Source organism: Chryseobacterium glaciei (genome assembly GCF_001648155.1).
In the GTDB taxonomy this organism is placed as follows: Bacteria; Bacteroidota; Bacteroidia; order Flavobacteriales; family Weeksellaceae; genus Chryseobacterium; species Chryseobacterium glaciei.
The window spans coordinates 986,025-1,004,988 of sequence record NZ_CP015199.1; the positions used below are offsets into that span (position 1 = coordinate 986,025).

At 34.1% G+C, this 18,964-nt stretch carries 17 protein-coding genes; 8 read left to right on the plus strand and 9 right to left on the minus strand.

The window, feature by feature from the left end; translation table 11 throughout:
• Positions 1-108 precede the first annotated feature (108 nt).
• Entirely contained in the window at positions 109-624 is a 516-nt protein-coding gene (locus A0O34_RS04330) for a shikimate kinase (RefSeq protein ID WP_066751674.1), read from the plus strand.
• Here the strand turns inward: A0O34_RS04330 and A0O34_RS04335 are convergent.
• Positions 619-1,080, minus strand: coding sequence for an RNA-binding S4 domain-containing protein (locus A0O34_RS04335; protein WP_066751677.1), 462 nt, complete (start codon positions 1,078-1,080; stop codon positions 619-621). The genes A0O34_RS04330 and A0O34_RS04335 overlap by 6 nt on opposite strands.
• A 55-nt stretch (positions 1,081-1,135) precedes the next feature.
• Between A0O34_RS04335 and A0O34_RS04340 the strand changes: the two genes are divergently transcribed.
• Positions 1,136-1,891 (plus strand): hypothetical protein, encoded by a 756-nt coding sequence (locus A0O34_RS04340; RefSeq protein WP_066751680.1) that lies wholly within the window; start codon positions 1,136-1,138, stop codon positions 1,889-1,891.
• Between the two features lie 77 nt (positions 1,892-1,968).
• Here A0O34_RS04340 and A0O34_RS04345 read toward each other — a convergent pair whose 3' ends face one another.
• From A0O34_RS04345 to A0O34_RS04355, 3 genes are all read right to left on the minus strand, one after another.
• The gene (locus A0O34_RS04345) at positions 1,969-3,486 is read right to left on the minus strand and encodes an FMN-binding glutamate synthase family protein (protein WP_066751683.1); all 1,518 of its coding nucleotides are present in this window, start codon (positions 3,484-3,486) and stop codon (positions 1,969-1,971) included.
• A 54-nt stretch (positions 3,487-3,540) separates the two neighbouring features.
• On the minus strand, positions 3,541-4,887 hold the full coding sequence (mtaB, locus tag A0O34_RS04350) for a tRNA (N(6)-L-threonylcarbamoyladenosine(37)-C(2))-methylthiotransferase MtaB (protein ID WP_066751686.1): 1,347 nt from the start codon (positions 4,885-4,887) through the stop codon (positions 3,541-3,543).
• 67 nt (positions 4,888-4,954) lie between these two features.
• Complete coding sequence (locus A0O34_RS04355) at positions 4,955-5,545, minus strand: DUF1572 family protein (RefSeq protein ID WP_066751689.1); 591 nt, start codon at positions 5,543-5,545, stop codon at positions 4,955-4,957.
• A 58-nt stretch (positions 5,546-5,603) separates the two neighbouring features.
• Between A0O34_RS04355 and A0O34_RS04360 the strand changes: the two genes are divergently transcribed.
• The gene (locus A0O34_RS04360; RefSeq protein ID WP_157885946.1) at positions 5,604-5,963 is read left to right on the plus strand and encodes a nuclear transport factor 2 family protein; all 360 of its coding nucleotides are present in this window, start codon (positions 5,604-5,606) and stop codon (positions 5,961-5,963) included.
• A gap of 46 nt (positions 5,964-6,009) precedes the next feature.
• On the opposite strand, the gene A0O34_RS04365 is transcribed toward A0O34_RS04360, so the two are convergent.
• A complete protein-coding gene (locus A0O34_RS04365) occupies positions 6,010-8,115 on the minus strand; it encodes a T9SS type B sorting domain-containing protein (RefSeq protein ID WP_066751693.1) in 2,106 nt (701 codons plus the stop codon).
• 159 nt (positions 8,116-8,274) lie between these two features.
• Entirely contained in the window at positions 8,275-9,072 is a 798-nt protein-coding gene (locus A0O34_RS04370) for a hypothetical protein (RefSeq protein WP_066751695.1), read from the minus strand.
• Between the two features lie 203 nt (positions 9,073-9,275).
• Between A0O34_RS04370 and glgP the strand changes: the two genes are divergently transcribed.
• On the plus strand, positions 9,276-10,940 hold the full coding sequence (gene glgP / locus A0O34_RS04375; protein ID WP_066751697.1) for an alpha-glucan family phosphorylase: 1,665 nt from the start codon (positions 9,276-9,278) through the stop codon (positions 10,938-10,940).
• Positions 10,941-11,120: 180 nt separating this feature from the next.
• Here glgP and A0O34_RS04380 read toward each other — a convergent pair whose 3' ends face one another.
• Positions 11,121-11,306: a DUF6496 domain-containing protein gene (locus A0O34_RS04380; protein WP_066751700.1), complete on the minus strand. Its 186-nt coding sequence runs from the start codon at positions 11,304-11,306 to the stop codon at positions 11,121-11,123.
• A gap of 12 nt (positions 11,307-11,318) precedes the next feature.
• The gene (locus A0O34_RS04385) at positions 11,319-11,792 is read right to left on the minus strand and encodes a hypothetical protein (RefSeq protein WP_066759494.1); all 474 of its coding nucleotides are present in this window, start codon (positions 11,790-11,792) and stop codon (positions 11,319-11,321) included.
• A gap of 215 nt (positions 11,793-12,007) precedes the next feature.
• On the opposite strand from A0O34_RS04385, the gene A0O34_RS04390 reads away from it, so the two are divergent.
• The 3 genes from A0O34_RS04390 to A0O34_RS04400 all read left to right on the plus strand — a co-directional run bounded on the left by A0O34_RS04390 (position 12,008) and on the right by A0O34_RS04400 (position 16,844).
• Entirely contained in the window at positions 12,008-13,189 is a 1,182-nt protein-coding gene (locus A0O34_RS04390; protein ID WP_066751703.1) for a hypothetical protein, read from the plus strand.
• A 4-nt stretch (positions 13,190-13,193) separates the two neighbouring features.
• Positions 13,194-14,582 (plus strand): hypothetical protein, encoded by a 1,389-nt coding sequence (locus tag A0O34_RS04395; RefSeq protein ID WP_066751706.1) that lies wholly within the window; start codon positions 13,194-13,196, stop codon positions 14,580-14,582.
• 132 nt (positions 14,583-14,714) lie between these two features.
• Positions 14,715-16,844, plus strand: a complete 2,130-nt coding sequence (locus A0O34_RS04400) for a S9 family peptidase (RefSeq protein ID WP_066751708.1) — start codon at positions 14,715-14,717, stop codon at positions 16,842-16,844.
• A gap of 89 nt (positions 16,845-16,933) precedes the next feature.
• Here the strand turns inward: A0O34_RS04400 and A0O34_RS04405 are convergent, their stop codons facing one another.
• Entirely contained in the window at positions 16,934-17,191 is a 258-nt protein-coding gene (locus tag A0O34_RS04405; RefSeq protein WP_157885947.1) for a DUF2281 domain-containing protein, read from the minus strand.
• 88 nt (positions 17,192-17,279) lie between these two features.
• On the opposite strand from A0O34_RS04405, the gene A0O34_RS04410 reads away from it, so the two are divergent.
• Complete coding sequence (locus A0O34_RS04410) at positions 17,280-18,935, plus strand: peptide MFS transporter (protein ID WP_066751713.1); 1,656 nt, start codon at positions 17,280-17,282, stop codon at positions 18,933-18,935.
• The last annotated feature ends 29 nt before the right edge of the window (positions 18,936-18,964 follow it).

The window sequence follows — 18,964 nt, forward strand, 5'->3', positions numbered from 1 at the left end:
TTATTATCAAGTTTTGTTGTGAGTAACGTCCCTTGTTTTGAGTGGTGCAAAGATATAGCTTTTTTTTATTTCTCAAAACTTTTTCGCAAATTTGTTTAAAATAAATTCATGATAATTTCACTGGTAGGATACATGGGGAGTGGCAAATCTCACATTTCCAAAATATTAAGCGAAAAAATAAATTTTAAATTAATTGACCTAGATAAAGAGATTTCTAGGCGAAATAAATTAACCATTCCTGAAATATTCGAAAAAAAGGGAGAAATTCACTTTAGAAAGCTGGAAAGAGAAACTTTGGAAGAGCTCTTGGCTACGGAAGAAAATCTTGTTTTAAGCCTGGGTGGAGGAACTCCTGTTTATTACAATAACATGGAAATTGTAAATCTTAACTCTAAGAGCGTATTTTTAAGAGCTTCGATTCAAACTTTATCAGAAAGGATTTCAAAACAAAAAGAGAAAAGGCCGATAATAGCCAACATTTCGGATGAAAACCTTTCTGAGTTTATTGCTAAACATTTATTCGAAAGAAACGAATTCTATAGCAAAGCACAGTTTAATATCATTACAGACTCGCGAGAACCGGAAGATATCGTTAATGAAATCATTGAAAAACTATATTTATAAGTCTTTCTCATTGTTTTCATCTTCGTTTGAATCATTGGAGTCACCTGTTTCGCCAAAAAAGTCATCCCAGTCTGTGAAATCTCCGGAAATATCGTTTCCTGAATATTCATCCATGTCTCGTCTATCTTTTTTGGTGGGTCTTCCCTCTCCTCTGGTTCTGTAATAATCTTGGGTCATTTTACGCAGTTTGAGTGTTTCATACTGCTCTTTGTCCGTCACGTCCTTGATATGAAGCGGAACCAACTTGGCGCCCATTCTGCTTTTAGGGATTTGGATGACCTTAATTTTGTAATCAATCTGATTTTTACGGATTTTAATGACATCTCCTTCCTTCACTTCTTTAGAAGACTTTACAACCGATTCGCCAATGGAAACTCTATTTTTCTTAATCTCCTCAGTAGCAATGGTTCTGGTCTTATAAAAACGAATGCTCCATAAAAATTTATCTATTCTCATAATTTTTTATACTTTTGTCGTTATATTATTTGTAAAGTAATCAAAGTTTTTTGAAATGAAAAAAATATTTTTATATATCCTTGCGGGATCACTGTGCTTTTCTGCTTGTAAAAAGGATGATGATGTTGAAAATTATGTAGAACCAGAAGACATCGGAGTACAAAATACCTATGACGACCAGTCTATCCAAAAGTTTTTAGATGCCAATTATTTGGATACTCAAGGAAATATAAAGCCTTTCAGCGCAACAGATACGGCTGATGATAATTATAAAAAACTATCTCAGTTGGCGCCAGTAACGCTTCCTTCAGGAGTAATTTATATCAAAAGAGCTAATGCTCAGCCTGAAGATGCACCAGCAACAGCACCGGGCAAAACAATTGGAGCTACAGACATTACAAGAATCATGATGAGAGCTAAAACTTATCTTGGAGCCAATACAAATGGAGACGTAGCATTTATCTCTGGTACGGATATGACAGGATATAACACGATCGATGTATCAGGTTCTCCCGTAATAGATCCAAAGTTTTATTATATTGATCCACTAAATGATCCTTTAATAACTCAAGCAACAACTGATGCTGCAAAACAACCAAGTTATTACGTAATTGAAGGTTATAATGAAGCTTTACAAAAATTTAAAGCTTTTGATCAGACTGATGGTTCTCCTTATAACTTACAAGGTGTAATTATTGTTCCTTCAAGAGCTGCCTTTGCAAGAGACGCTCACTACAATTACAGTGGTTACTCTTTCAGAAACAGAACTTTCGTTTTCAACTTCCAGGTTTATAAAACGACTGCCAGATAAGAAATATTCAATCTATAAAATAACAAACCCGCTATGAAATTCGTAGCGGGTTTTATTTTGAAATTATTTTTAGTCGTTCAAGATCTTGCTTTCTGCTTTACATTTCCTAAAATATCCGGGAAATAAAGGTCTGCCAGATGATCAAACTCATCACCTCTCATAAACATTGTGGCATCTACTTCTTCGTATGAAGTTCTTCCTGCTGCTGCAATTAATTCGTTACAAGTATGAAGTGTATTTTTATGAAAATGGTATACTCTTTCTGCTTTATCTGTAACATCAAGACCTTTTATCAGCATTTTATCCTGCGTTGCAACACCTGTTGGACACTTGTTGTTATTACATCTCAGCGCCTGAATACACCCTAAAGAAAACATAAATCCTCTCGCATTATTACACATATCTGCACCCATTGCAACGGCTCTCAGAATATCTAAACTTGTTAAGACTTTTCCGCTGGCAATCACTCTCAATTTATCTCTTACATTATAACTGTTCAAGGTTCTGTTAACAAAGATCAAAGCAGGTTCTAAAGGCATTCCTACTCCATCAGAAAATTCTGGCGGTGCGGCTCCGGTTCCTCCTTCTGCTCCATCGATTGTGATGAAATCAGGGTAAATTTTAAGAACATTCATTTGAACACAGATGTCGTCAAATTCTTTGGTATCACCGATACATAATTTAAATCCGACAGGTTTTCCTCCGGAAAGTTCTCTTAATTGCTGAACAAATCTCAACAATCCTGCAGCATTAGAAAATGCTGAATGTGAAGGCGGAGAAATAATCGTCACTCCCGGTGTGACGTGACGGATTTTTGCAATCTCAGGGGTATTTTTCACTCCCGGTAAAACTCCACCGTGACCTGGTTTTGCACCTTGAGATAATTTAATCTCGATCATCTTCACATTAGGAAGATTGGAATATTTTGTAAACAATTCAGGGTTAAATTTACCTTCATCATCTCTACAACCAAAATATCCTGTCCCGATTTGCCAGCAGAGGTCACCTCCTTCCAAATGGTGGGGAGAAATCCCTCCTTCACCTGTGTTGTGGTAAAAATTTCCTTTTTTGGCACCTTTATTTAAAGAAATCTGAGCTCTATCGCTTAAAGCTCCAAAACTCATTGCCGAAATATTAAATAAAGAAGCATGATAAGGCTGAGAACACTGCTCCCCTCCTACCCAAACTCTCGGCAGTTCTTCTGCAGGAGATTTAGCATAAATGGAATGTTTAATTCCTTCATATTTTCTATGATTAACTTCTAACTGAGTCCCAAAAGGTACTGTATCACTCAAGTTTTTTGCACGTCTGTACACTGCCGAACGTTGATTTCTTGGAAATGGCTTCCCATCCGTCTCTCTTTCGATGAAATATTGCTGCATTTCGGGCGAAATACTCTCGAAAAAGTATCTGAAGTACCCAACAACAGGAAAGTTCCGTAAAATAGCGTGTTTAGACTGATAGGCGTTGTATACGCCCAATGCATAGAACGCAGACAAAGAAATTGGTATCCAATAATCTGCCCGGATTAGTAAAGCTACAATCCATGCAACAGTTACTAATACAATTCCCCAAGATAAAAACTTATCTCTCATAGAATGTAATATTTAAAAGTTAAAAATAAATTTAGTAGAAATTTTGCAAAGAGACTACACTTTTGCTAAAAAACTTTCATAAGAAGATTGCACAGAAACCGTGCCATCTGACAGTATTTTTTCTAAATTCAGAAATTCGATCTGGTTTACAGACGCTTGATCAAAATCTTTTTGCACTCGCACATAATTTTCTGTGAAGCCAAACATTTTACCATCCTTATTTTCATGCTCCCAAAGAACAGGAAGCGTTTTGCCTAATTGTGTTTGATAAAATGCCATCTTTTTCTTTTCAGAAAGGATTCTAAGCATTTTATTACGTTTTTTTCTTTCAGGAATCGGAACAACGCCATCCATACCTACAGCTTCCGTATTTTCTCTTTCAGAATAAGTGAAAACATGTAAATATGTGATTGGAAGATCATTCAGAAAGTTATACGTTTCCATAAATCTTTCCTCAGTTTCTCCCGGAAAACCAACGATTACATCAACACCAATAGCCGCATCAGGCATTACCTCACGGATTTTATTGACTCTGTCGTTGTATAATTTCGTTAAATAACGACGTTTCATTTTTTTCAACAAATCATCGCATCCCGATTGTAACGGAATGTGAAAATGTGGAACAAAACTTTTACTTTTAGAAACCAATTCGATGCTTTCATCCTTTAAAAGATTCGGCTCGATAGAAGAAATACGGATTCTTTCGATCCCTTCAACCTGATCAAGCTCTGAAATTAAGTCTAAGAAAGTATGTTCGTGTCTTTTATTACCGAATTCGCCTTTTCCGTAATCACCGATGTTTACACCTGTAAGAACGATTTCTTTGATGTCTCTGGCAGCAATTTCTTTGGCATTATTCAGTACATTTTCGATGGTGTCTGATCGAGAAATCCCTCTGGCTAGAGGAATTGTACAATACGTACATTTATAATCACAACCATCCTGAACTTTCAAAAAAGCTCTGGTTCTGTCTCCGATCGAGTAACTTCCGATAAAGAAATCAGTTTCTTCAATTTCACAAGAATGAACAACACCTTCGCTTTCAGATTTTTCTAAATCATCCAAATAGCTCAGAATATTGAATTTTTCTTTGGCTCCAAGAACCAAATCAACACCCGTGATTTGTGAAATTTCTTCAGGCTTCAACTGTGCATAACATCCAACGATCACTACCAAACCTTCCGGATTAGCTTTCATCGCTCTTTTTACGTGAAGTTTGCACTCACGGTCTGCGTTTTCAGTTACCGAACAGGTATTGATTACATAAATATCCGCTCTTTCATCAAAACTTACCTTATCATAACCGGCATCTGTTAATTGACGGGCAATAGTAGATGTTTCCGCAAAGTTTAATTTGCAGCCGAGCGTATGAAAAGCGGCAGTTCTATGAAAATGGGACATTGAGTATTCCTGATTTTTTATGGGTGCAAAGATAGTAATTTAAATAAAAACTCTGAATTGATTCAGTCTATTGTTTATATTCGTCCCTCACTTCCGGATTATTTTGAAAGCAAACAGGTGAAGAATTTGAATTAAAATCCGTCTCAGTGAATTTATCTTTCATTTCAGAATTAAATTCGTTGGATTTATTTCTAGCAATAGAAAATGTTTTCCAATCATCATTTTTCATCATTTTGGCGATGTAAACGATCTGTCCGATATGATAAGGATAATGAGCCATCTGACGGAAAACCGCATCTACAACCAACTGAGCTTCGCCCCTTATATAAAGTGTAGCATATAAATTTTCATCATTAATTTGGTTTAAAGCATCGAAAAAGCATTTCCAGCCTTTTTCCCAGAAGTCTAGGATTTCCGTTTTAGTTTTAAAATTATTTACAAATTCTTCATCACGGTTTCGCCAGCTTTTTTCACCGTCTTCCGTTAAAAAATTTGTCCATCGGGAGAGCATATTTCCTCCAAGATGCTTTACAATGACCGCAATCGAATTACTTTCTTCGTTAAAATGCCAAAAGATCTGCTCCTCAGAAAGTTGCTCAAATGTTTTGTCACCAAGAGATTTGTAATATTCGAAACGTTTGATAAATAGCTCTTTCATATCATTTAAAATAAAAACCAAGTTAATAATTTTCGCGTATATTACATAAATGGAAATTATGAATTGTAAGATCAGTCATTTTATGAAGGATTTAAATTCTTTAAAAACAGAACAGCTTGAAAAATGGTTTACCGATGAAAGTATAATCTGGATTCCTCCGTCTAAAGAAATTTCGGGTAAAAACAGAATTTTAGCTTTGTTTAGGGCAATTTTTAGGCGTTATGAAAATATTGAATGGCGAGTTTCCGAGATTTTTCCATTAGGAAATGGAAAATATTTTTATCAGACCAATTCTCTAGGAAATATGTCCGGAAAAGGCACTTACAAAAATGAAATATGTACAATTATTCAGTTTTCAGACTGCGGGAAAATATTATATCTTTCTGATTACTTTAAAGATACAAAAGTATTTAACTAAAAAACCATCTCGTTAAAGATGGTTTTATTTTATATTGATGATTTAATTATTCTCGGTTTTTAACCATTACCCATCCTGTGTATTTGAATAAGGTATTCTTTTTATCTTTTTCATTCCACGAAACAGAATACCAGTAATTTCCTGTAGGAACTTTCATTCCTCCGTTCGTGGTTCCGTTCCATTTATAGCCATTAAATTTATCCGCCTGGAAAATTTTAGATCCATATCTGTCGAAAATATTGAAGACCAGATTTTGTTTTGCTGCCAATGCAGAATAATCAATCACATCATTTATGCCGTCGCCGTTTGGAGTGATGACGTTAATAAGATTCGGAACAACAATCGTAATATTAATCGGTTCGCAATCATAAGCATCTTTTACATAAATCATATTATCACCTCTCGGAACATTCGTAAAAATATTGGAATCCTGCCAAGTAATATTGTCTATTGAATATTTGTACGGTGCAGTTCCACCCATCACGGCAATCGTAACTGTAGTTGTTGAAATATCGACACTGGAAATTACAGGCTGCTCAGAAGCATATACTTTTACCGTTTGTGTTGTGATACAGTCCCCTGTTTTTAGCTTAACCCAATAGGTTCCAACGCCAACATCAGTAATAGATTGAGTCGTAGCACCCATACTCCATTGATAAGAACTGAATCCAGGCCCGGCATCCAATGTTGTCTTGTCTTCCATACAGATTATTTTATCTTTTAAAACTGTAGAATAAACCGGAGCTATCACGATTAAAGTAACTTTAGCAATAGCAAAACAGCCGTTTCCGTTCGTTACTTTTATATAAACAACACCACTCGGAGCGATGTATGCGGCTGCTAGTGTGGCAGGAATTTCATTTGTCCCGTTCAATGCATCAGTTAAAGATGGATAATACTTTTTGGTAATTCCTCCCTGTGTTGTAACCGAAGCGTTGGTAAGATTAAATAGTCCTGTTGAAGGATTGGTTTCTATAAAACAAGATCTCAGCGTTGCATCATTTACCACAACAACTGGGAAAAACTTCAATGTGATGACCGCAGTTGCGATACATCCAAATTGAGACGTTATTTTTACATAGACTGTACCTTCTGCGGCAACATAAGCTGTAAAATTCAGGATTTCATTAGTTCCTGCATTAAGGTCAGTGAGTGTAGGGTAATATTTCTTAGTCGCAGTAGGATCTCCAAAAACAGCAGCTGTTGTAAGATCAAATGTTCCTAATCCCGCATTGTTATTATTACAGGCAAATAAATTAACATTAGTTCCCGTAATATTTCCCATCTTAAATTTAAATGCACCAACCTGTCGACAGGAATTGATAGGATTCGTAGGATTTGCAGGATCCAGATAATGAATACTGTAATAATAAGTAGTCGTTGTATTAACCGTAATTGGAGTTAAAATAGGATTCGATCCCGAAAGTGCATTATTTTGTGTAGTATGATAACTGATCAGGAAATTCGGGTTATTATTAAGAATTCCCGCAGATAAAGTCGTGAAATCAAAAATCGCAGGATTATTACATACAACAACCTCTCTCGGATCTGCTGGGTTTGCGGCAGGCAGTCCCGGAGCTACAAACGGATGAGGCTGTATCGTAGGATCTGTAAAAGGTGAAGCTAAAGTAGCCGTTCCTCCCCAAGTTAAAGAAAATGGAGCCATTGTAGGATTAATCCCATCAACCCAGTTATCTATATATAAGTAATAGGTTTGTCCCGGCAAAACATCCAAATATTTGCAATAAGGTGTTAATGAGCCACCCGCAGCATTTGTAATCGTGCTTGTCATATTCAACCCTGTAGCTGCGCCGACTCCGATTACGGTTGCAGCATTACAGCGTATTGGCGAACCCAAACTTCCACAGGTAACGTTTGGTCCATAAACCGCCCAATCATAATCTGCTGCAGGATCGTTCGGAACCAGATTAAAAGTAAGCGTTCCTCCCGTAGCAATCGTGAATTTGTACCAAATAGAATTATGTTCACCTGTCGTTAAACATCCTCCCAAACTTTCATTGACGGCGCCAATTCCCAAAGGAGAATATGTGATACTCGAGTTTCCACAAACCGACAATGCAGATGTACAATCTGCTTGCGAAAAAAAGGTCTGTGAAATAAATAAGAGAAGAAATAGTAGAGTTTTTTTCATATATTTTTTTTCAATGGTTATTAATTTAAATGTTTGTAAGACAGTGGATATCAAATATAAACATTTTTTCAATCAATAATAACAATATTCAAAAAAAATAATACATTTAAATGTGAAAAATTAAAAATTAATCAAGATTTAAAAAGAAAACAACAAAGATTATTTTATACTTGTAATATTTCCGCAAAGATTCTCAAGGTGAAAGATCTTATGGAAAGGACTTTTTACTTCATTCAAATGTTCTTTATCCTGAATGAAAGTATATCGGGAAGCAATGGAATTCATATCAGAAACAATTACCAACCAACATTCGTCTACAGAAGTATCGTAATATGGAAATTTTTCGTTTTTCTTTTCTATTAATTCTAAAATTTTCTCGGAACAAAGCTCATCAAACAAATTCATATTATATTCGTGAGTGATGAAAACATTTCTGCGATGAAAAGATTTTCTGACACTTTTTACACAGCCAAAAGGCTTTCCTTTCTTAATGCTTTTATAAATATTCAGAATATTTTCCTCCTGTTCTTCCAGACGTTCAAACTTAATATTTGGGTGAAATCCTAAAAAATAAACACCACGATATTTCGTAGTGTCTTCCTGTTCTAATAATATTTCTGCCTGACGGAACATCTTGTTAAGATTACTCTCCACCTTCTTCATTTCCAAATGGTTGATAACTTCGGTTAATTCTATTCCGATTTTTTTGTCATTGAATTTTGCGATAAAGTCAGGACTTTCGCAGGTAAGATCTTCAAATTTAACTTCAGGAAAATGGTGCATGAAAGAATTAAGGAGCAAGATTTCGGCTTTCTTCTTATATTTTTCGCGGTCATGAAGCGGAGACTCATCTATCGTACGGTGATACTTCTCCATCGGCTTTTTTTTCAAATGTCGATTCAGGTAGTATAAACTCAGATTTTTGATCAGATCTTCATCGGAAAATACCTTTTTCATGACTTCTTTTTTATTATGTTAAACAACAAATATCCGCTACGATTTCACTAATAAAGTTTTTGATTATCAATTTCTTACACTTAAAGGTAAGCAAAAAAACTGTTCAGAAGATGCTTTTAAAAATAATTTATTATATAATTAATGTAGAGTTTATTTTCATAATCAATACATTTGTTTTTCGATTACAAAAAAAACATTGATGTATGGATTTTAAAAATTTTAAAATGCCGTTTGGTATTAATCCTCAATATTCTAAAAAAGTTGCCTATTTCTCAATGGAATTTGCCCTTGAGCAGGTCTTAAAAATATATTCGGGAGGTTTGGGTTTCTTGGCAGGTTCTCACATGAGAAGCGCTTATAATTTAAAGCAAGACCTTATTGGGATTGGAATTCTCTGGAAATTCGGATATTATGATCAGGCTAGAAATCATGATCAGACTTTACAACCGACCTGGACAAAAAAAATGTACAGTTTCCTTGAAGATACGGGAATAAAATTTCAGATCGAGATTCACAGTGCGCCTGTTTGGGTGAAGGTTTGGTATCTAGATCCTGAAACTTTCAACACCGCACCTATGTTTTTCCTTTCAACAGATGTTCCTGAAAATGACCACATTTCTAAAACAATTTCTCATAGATTATACGATGCTAACGAGTCTACAAAGCTTGCACAATACATTTTACTAGGAAAAGGTGGCGCAAAATTATTAGATGAAATGAATCTTGAAAGAGACACTTACCATCTTAACGAGGCTCACGGGCTTCCTGCAGCTTTCCATTTATTAAAAAAATATAAAGGAGATCTGAATAAAGTTAAAGAAAAATTGGTTTTCACTACTCATACGCCTGAAGAAGCCGGAAATGAGAAACATAATATGAAATTATGTTACGATATGTCTTATTTTTCAGGTTTCAGCATGGAAGAAGTAAAAAGTATTGAAGGTTTTGATGATGACCGTTTCAACCATTCGCTTTGTGCTTTGAAAATGGCTAAAGTTGCCAACGGAGTTTCCCAACTTCACGGAGTTGTTTCCAGAGCAATGTGGAGCAAATATCCGGGAATTTGTGAAATAACTTCAATCACCAACGCTCAGGAATTCAAATACTGGTCGGACAAACCGTTGTATAATTCTAAAGATGAAAACAACGAAATTGTATTTGATTACCGTAAAAAACATTTAAAAAAGAGGCTTTTCAAAATCGTTGCAGACCAGACGGGAAATTTATTTAATCCAAATATCTTCACAATCGTCTGGGCGAGAAGATTTGCTGGTTACAAACGTGCTGACTTACTTTTACACGATAAAGACAGGTTTTATAAATTATTAAATAATCCAAAATATCCTGTACAAATTATCTGGGCAGGAAAGCCTTATCCGATGGATTATTCTGCAATTTCAACGTTCAATACGTTGGTTGAAGAAAGTAAAAATCATAAAAATATGGCGGTTCTTACAGGTTATGAACTTTCATTAAGTAAATCTTTAAAGCAAGGTTCTGATCTTTGGTTAAACAATCCAAGAGTTCCTAGAGAAGCATCAGGAACGTCAGGAATGACGGCATCAATGAACGGTTCTGTAAACCTTTCAACCGACGATGGCTGGATTCCAGAATTTGCAAAACACGGAGAAAATTCTTTTGTAGTTCCAAAAGCAGATTATAATACTATGAGTATTTACGAGCAGGATAATTATGATTTGAATAAATTATATGAAATCCTTGAAAATGAAATACTTCCAACGTATTACGACAGTCCTAATAAGTGGAGAAAAATTCAGCATAACTCGATGAATGATGTTAAAGATCAATTCAATAGCGATAGAATGGCTGATGAATATTATAAAAATCTTTACAATTATAAAGGATAAAATTTATTTTTAAACCATTAAGATTTTATTAAAGTTAAGTTGAGTTAAGATCAATCATTCTGATTTTAAGCTTTAAGCGAAGCAAAACTTAATACTCTTAACACCTTAACTAAATCTTAATGGTTCAACATTAAACATAAAAAAATTCCGTGAAAAATCTTCACGGAATTTTTATTTGTATTAATCTTTTTTCTTTTTAGGGACTTTTAAACCTTGTTCTTTAGCTTCAGAAATTCCGATGGCAATCGCCTGTTTTCTGTCTGTCACTTTTTCTCCGGAAGAAGATTTCAATTTTCCTTCCTTGAATTCGTGCATTACTTCTCCTATTTTTTCCTGAGCTTTATCTGAATATTTTTTCTTGCTCATGATACTATTTTTTTAAGATTTTGGCAACGTAATTCCTAATTCATAAACATCAGCATGTTTCAAATATTTTGAACGCTCTCTCGAAGTCACCGATTCTAAATGATCATTTTTAATCACAATGATCGGGTCTTCTGTATTTTCAATTTCAAAATTGGCAAAATATCTTTCATCGGGGCTCGTTTTATCATTACTAGCCTTTATTTTTTGTAGTTCGTCGGCATATTTTCTAAATCCGGGATCGGAAGAGTGGATAAATTTATATTCTTCACCAGCATACACATAGAAATGAAGTTTTTTCTCAATAAGTCCAGCTTCATCTGTAATTTGAGGATTATCATTTCCATCTTTAAAAGCTACTTCTACCAAAGTTCCTCCTTTTTTTTGCGCACAGTCTTCAGCATCTTTAAAGCTTGAAAAACCTGTGTATACAATTTGATCACTCAAAACGTAACGGTTAAGTTTCTGATCGTATGCATTCGTTTCCATAATTATTAATTTAAATTGATTGATATCATGATACATCCAATTTTTTTGCCAAACAGCACCTATTTCATTAATACTTATTAAATATCTCAGAAGATTCTTGAACTAAGCATAAACTGTGAATTTTAAACCTTTAATTGTATATCTTTAAAAATTAATTAATTAAATTAAAAATATTCATTTAAACAATTAAATTTGCAGACTAAAATTTTGACGATATGAAATTAAATTTTATTTTTTCTATTTTTCTATCATTAACAGCCGTATTGGGTAAGGCTCAAAGAATTGATGCAGAAAACATTTCTTTTCAAATATTAAAAGAACCTACAAATGCCATAGAAGCTCAAAACAGAAACTTTTCGGTAGTAGTAAATTCACCTTACAACATCACAAAAGAAAATGTGGTGGCAGATTCTAAGGCTAATTTCCAAAAAAGTGTTGATAATTATGACCAAAGTGTTGCAGATGCAAAACTTCAGCATGAAGAAAGATTGAAAGAGTATGATCTTGAAGTAAAAAAACTTCAGGAAAAATACAAAATCGAATCCGCAGAATATGGCAAACTGAAAACTGTTGAAAAAATTGCAATGAATGCCCAGCCGCCAGTTTTAAGAATCCCTTCCCGTCCGCAACTGAACATTCCTCAAAAACCTGTTTATAATCAGCCGGATCTTAAAGATGCTTTAATTGTTGACAATAAAGTATTGGCTTCACAAATCAACATCGACGGATTTTCAAGAGGTGGAAGTTATATTGACATTTCTGTGAATATGGAGAGAACAAACTTTCAGGATAACGCAGGAAAATCTTTTGCAAATCAACCTACAAAATTGGTTGTAAAACAAAATGGCACTGTAAAAATCGACAAAACTTTATTTTCTGATTTTGAAGAAATTGCATCAAGTCCAACCAATGAAATTAATTTGAGTGTTCACGAAAAAAATTATCTTCAAAAAGTAATCAATAGAATTAATGACATCTTAGCTGAGAATTTTGCGTACTCAAAAATTATTTCAACAGTAAAATTGGAGAACGTAAAAAATAAAGGCGATTATGATAATTTAGATAAAGCTTATATTTATGTAACAACCAATCTTAAAAAAATGCAGGCAAAACCGGATTACGCTCCAAACAAAGCTGCTTTTGAAAACCTAAATAAAGGGGTTGAGATCTGGAAAAGCACTTTATTAAAAATTGACTACAACGATAAAAAAGCAATTTACAACGGTAAAATTGCAACTTATCTTTATATGAATTTAATTCGTTTGAATCTTGCATTAGGAAACAAAGCCGAAGCTGAAAAATATTTAAATGAAATGCAGGAGCACCTTGTTGATCTTAAATTATCTTGGGATCAAAACAACGAACTAAAAGCTCTTGAACTAAAAATCTATAACTAATTCCATGAAAAAAACTTTAATCCTTTCTCTTGCCGTAATAAGTTCTCTAGCTTTCGGGCAAAAGAAATTCGTTTACGGTGACGCTTTCGAATTCAATTCAAAATACGAAAAAGACATCAAATTGGTTCTTTGTGACGACTATAATCAATACGTTTTCAGTGATATTAATGAAGACGGTTACAGTTCATATCCTCACAAAAAAATCTTAATGAGAAAACTGGATCAAAACGGAAATTTGATCGATACTTATACTAAAGATTATGCGAATAAAACCAATGGTGTTTTGCATAATTATTTAGGTTCAATTGAGGTCAGCAAAGATCAGTTTGTGATTTACACAGAAGAAATTGAAACAAAAATCAACAGAAAAGAAATTTTCCAACATGTTTTCAACAGAAAAGACGGAAATTTCACTACAACAAGCGTTGGTAAACTTTTCACAGAAGGCGGGATGAAACAGGGAACAACTTTCCTTAGATTCTCAGAAAACGGAAAATATGTTGCCATTGTAAACGACAGATCTGTATCTAAAAAAACAGCAAACACAATCGATAATATTGTGATCGACCTTTCTACCCTTTCAAAAAAATGGGATAAAGAAATCACTTTAGACACAGAATATTTTGAATCTGACGCGGCAGTTACCAATTCAGGAAGAATTTTAATTCTAAGAAAATCAACAGGTTGGAAAGAATCTTCAAAATTGGTTTACGTTTCGGCTCAAGGTGAGCAGGATATTGCTTTAAAGGAGAAATTAATCTTAAAAACACTGACTCCGGTTTCTATTAACGATCAGGATTATTTGGTTTCTTTCGGATATTTTACGGGAGTGAGAATCAACCAAAGTAATTTTGGAGATATGGCGTTCATCAATCTTCAGAACGGAAATATTACGATGAGCGAGGTTTCTGATTTCAGATCAAATACCAATATGTCGGGAGTAGATATTCCTCTGGTTCAGGTTGTAGACGGAAAAGCATTTTTATATGGATTTAATGTAAATAAAACATTACCACCGTCAACGCCTTCAAATCGCTTCCCTCATCCTATTTATTCTTATGGTCCGGGTAAATGGTTTACTGTAAAATCTGACGGAACCGCAAGTACAACTTCAACTGAAAAAAGAGGAGATATAGGATTTTTCACAAAAGACAAGATCAACTACTTTTTCACTGACAGTTATGGTTTCACGCCTTATAAAGTAGGAAGTGATTTCACGGATAAAAGTAAATTTGTCGAATTTCAGAACAGATATACAAGTACTGATGCAAAGTATGGGCAACCTATTTTAACTTCTGTTAAATACATTCCGCAGTCTGACCGCGTGATTTTCTTGAGAAAAGTAGGCGACAATAAATTGCTTACTCAAAGCCTTTACGGCTGGCAGAATTAATAATTTTTATTGATAAATAAACGAAAAGTTGGCAGTGATGTCAACTTTTTTGTTTTAAATAATTCACCAAATCCTAAACTTCATCTGTAAGATTTAAATATTTTATATATTTGAATTCTTTTAAAATTAGAAATGAAAAAATTCTTACTAACGCTTACAGTTGCTGCTGTATTTCAAAGTTTATCCGCACAGGAAATCACTTTAGATAAAATATATTCAGGATATTACCGTGGAAAAGGCATTGCCGGAATCACTTCCATGAAAAACGGAGAAAATTATTTAGTTATCGAACAAGGTGGAATTGCAAAATATTCTTACAAAACCTCTCAAAAAGAAAGCAATATCGTTGACGGACAATTTGAAAGCTATGAATTTTCTGATGACGAATCTAAAATCCTTTTATTAAAGCAGAGTCAACCGATTTACAGACATTCTTTCTTAGGAATATTTGATGTAAAAGATTTAAAATCAGGGAAAGTTATCAGCTTAAATAACGGAAAACCTATTCAGGAACCAAGATTTTCTCCTGATGCGACGAAAGTAGCTTTTATCGTTGATAACAATTTATTTTATCAGGATTTAAGTTCAGATAAAATCACACAGATAACTGAACACGGCGTTAAAAATAAAATATTGAATGGTCTTGCAGACTGGGTGTATGAAGAAGAATTCGGGCACGCAAGATTGTATGAATGGACAAAAAATTCTGATGCCATTCTTTTTGTTAAATTAGATGAAACTGAAGTTCCGGAAATCTATATTCCCATCTATGGAAAATCTTTATATCCGCAGGAAATGCGTTATAAATATCCTAAAGCGGGAGAAAAAAACTCTGTTGTTTCGGCTCACATTTATCAGTTGAGTGATGGTAAAAAAACAAGAGTTAATTTAGATAATTACAAGCATTACTACATTCCAAACGTTATTCAGACGGCAAAACCTGACGAAATTGTTTTAATTACTTCTGAAAGAGTTCAAAATGCTTCTGATGTTTTAAAAGTAAATACAAAAACGGGAGCTGTTCAGAAATTATTCACAGAAACTGACGAAAAATGGATCGATACAGACAGTCCGACATTAGAATTTTTAGAGGATAATTCTTTCCTTTGGGGTTCTGAAAGAGATGGAAACCGTCATTTATATTGGTATGATAAAGATGGAAAACTTAAAAAACAAATTACAAAAGGTAATTGGGAAGTAACGGATTATTACGGATTTAATCCAAAATCTAAAGAAATCTACGTTCAGACAACTGAAAAAGGAAGTATTAATAAAGTTGTTTCTAAAGTTAATATTGAAAACGGAAAAACTCAGTTAATCTCTAATACTGATGGAAACAATTCTGCAAGTTTCAGTAAAAACTATAATTATTTCATCGAAACATCTTCTACAGCAGCAAAACCTTTCACTTATGTTTTAAAAGACGGAAACGGTAAAGTTGTAAAAGAACTTCAAAATAACAACGATCAGCTTCAAAAATTAAAGTCTGATAATTTTGTTGAAAAAGAATTCATCACGATTCCAAATGAAGCCGGAGATCAGATGAATGCATGGATTATTAAGCCTAAAAACTTTGATAAGAATAAGAAATATCCATTATTCATGTTCCAATATTCAGGTCCGGGTTCTCAGCAGGTTGCTAATTCTTGGGACAATGGAAATGCAATGTGGTTTGAAATGTTGGCACAAAAAGGTTACGTTATAGCTTGCGTTGACGGACGTGGAACAGGTTTCAAAGGAGCTAAATTCAAAAAGGTAACATACATGAATTTAGGTAAATACGAAATTGAAGATCAAATTACCGCTGCAAAATGGTTCGGTAACCAATCTTACATCGATAAATCAAGAATCGGAATGTTCGGATGGAGTTTCGGAGGTTATATGACGAGTTTGGCAATGACGAAAGGTGCAGATGTTTTCAAAATGGGAATCGCGGTTGCGCCGGTTACAAACTGGAGATATTATGATTCAGTTTACACGGAAAGATTCATGAGAACACCTCAGGAAAACGCCGATGGTTATGATAAAAACTCTCCTACTGAATACGCTAATTTATTAAAAGGAAAATTCCTATTAATTCACGGAACGGCCGATGACAACGTCCATTTCCAAAATTCTATGGAATTTTCGGAAGCTTTGATTCAAAACAAAAAACAGTTTGATTTCATGGCTTATCCTGATAAAAACCACGGAATTTTTGGTGGACAAACAAGACCACAATTGTATCAGAAAATGACTGATTTTATCTTGGAGAATTTATAATCTCAAATAAAATTTGAACATAAAAAAATCCGGATCTGTTTTTTTAAGATTCGGATTTTTTATTTTGTTGAAACTTGAATGTATATCAATTAATTTTTGCTTGAAGCAATATAATCTTTGATTTTCTTTTGGGCAGATTCATGACTTATCGTTTTGCCATTTTCTATATCTTCCAATCCTTTCTTTAATGATTCTCTCTGAGGTTCAGATAACATTCCCGACCAATCTTCAGCATTTGTTCTGTTATATTTTGTCTTCAAAAAATCAATAAAATCATTCACTTCCTCGTAAAAATTTTCAGGAAGCGTTTTGATATTGTTTTCTAAATCTTTTAATGTAATTTCCATTTTCTTCATCTTTATATGAGTCAAAGTTAAGAAAATTCGATTATTATTTTTAAAATTCTATATTTGTGAAAATTGAAATTTATCAACTATGAAGACTAAACATCCTAAAGGGTTGCCTTTCCTCTTCTTTACTGAAATGTGGGAACGTTTCGGGTACTATTTAATTCTCGGAATTTTTGTGCTTTACGTTATTGAACCTACCGGAATGAAGGGCGGGCTCGGACTTCCCGACAAAACCGCAGACGATATTTTCGGAACTTATATCGCTTTGACTTATTTAACTCCTTTCATCGGAGGATTTTTGGCGGATAGAGTTTTAGGATATATTAAATCTATTTATTTGGGTGGAATTTTAATGGCAGCCGGATATATTGGGATGGGAGTTTTTAAAGAACTTCCTCTATTTTACGGGTCTTTAGCATTAATTATTATCGGAAACGGTTTTTTTAAACCTACAATTTCTACGTTATTAGGAAATCTATATTCAGAAGAACCCTATAAAGCGAATAAAGACTCAGGATACAATATTTTTTACATGGGAATCAATATTGGAGCGTTTATTTGCAACATTATTGCTGCTTTTATGCGTAATAAATTCGGTTGGGGCGAAGCATTCATCACCGCCGGAGTTGGAATGTTGATTGGAATGGTTATTTTTACCATCGGTAGAAAACATTACATTCACGCAGCTCAGATGAAGCCTGTGCAAGAAGGCGATACTAAGCTTTCTGAGATTTTGCTTAAAGTTTTCCTTCCCGCAATTGTTGCAGGAGTGATTGGCTGGTTTATTCCCGGAAATATCTTTGGAAGCGACAGTACAGATGCATTTATTTTTGCATGTATTCCTGTTATTTATTTTTATGCTTCCCTTTACTTTAAAGCTAAACCTGCAGAAAAAGCCTCTATCGGTGCTCTTTTATCTGTATTTATGATCAGTATGTTCTTTTGGGCAGTTTTTAAACAAAATGGAACAGCTTTAACGAGATGGGCTAATTATTACACCGACCGAAGTGTTCCTGCATCGTTAGAAAAACCATTGGAAGACATTTACATGGTAGAGGGGAAAAGCTTTGAAAACAAAGATGTTCCTGTTTATAATGAGCAATATCAATCTCAAAAAGATAAAGATGGGAAACCACTTAAAGAAGCTGGAAAAGATATCTATTTCAGAAATATTTCTCCAGAACAGAAAGCTGAACTAGAAAAGAATCCTGAAAAAAAGGTCTTTTTATATAATACAGAGCTCTTTCAATCTATCAATCCGTTTTGGGTAATTGCATTGACGCCTGTTGTCGTAGGATTTTGGGCATTATTAAGAAGAAAAGGAAAAGAGCCTTTGACACCAACAAAAATAGTGTTGGGATTATTTATTTCGGCATTATCTTGTCTGGTCATGGTATTGGCAGTAATGGCCGGAGAAAACGGAGCCGTAAAAGTATCATCGTTATGGCTGGTTGCCGGATATGGAGTAATCACAATTGGAGAACTTTGTCTTTCACCCATGGGATTATCTTTTGTGTCTAAACTCTCTCCTGCAAGATTAACGGCATTAATGATGGGAGGCTTCTTCCTTGCAAACTCTGTAGGAAACAAGCTTTCAGGAATTTTGGCAAGTACTTGGTACAATTATGATAACAAAGTAAATTATTTCTTGGTTAATTTCGCTTTGTTGATATTTGCTACACTTTTAGGACTTTCAATGTTAAAAAGATTAAACAAAATCATGAAAGAAAAAGGGCATTAATCTTTATCTTCATAAAGAATATCAAAGCT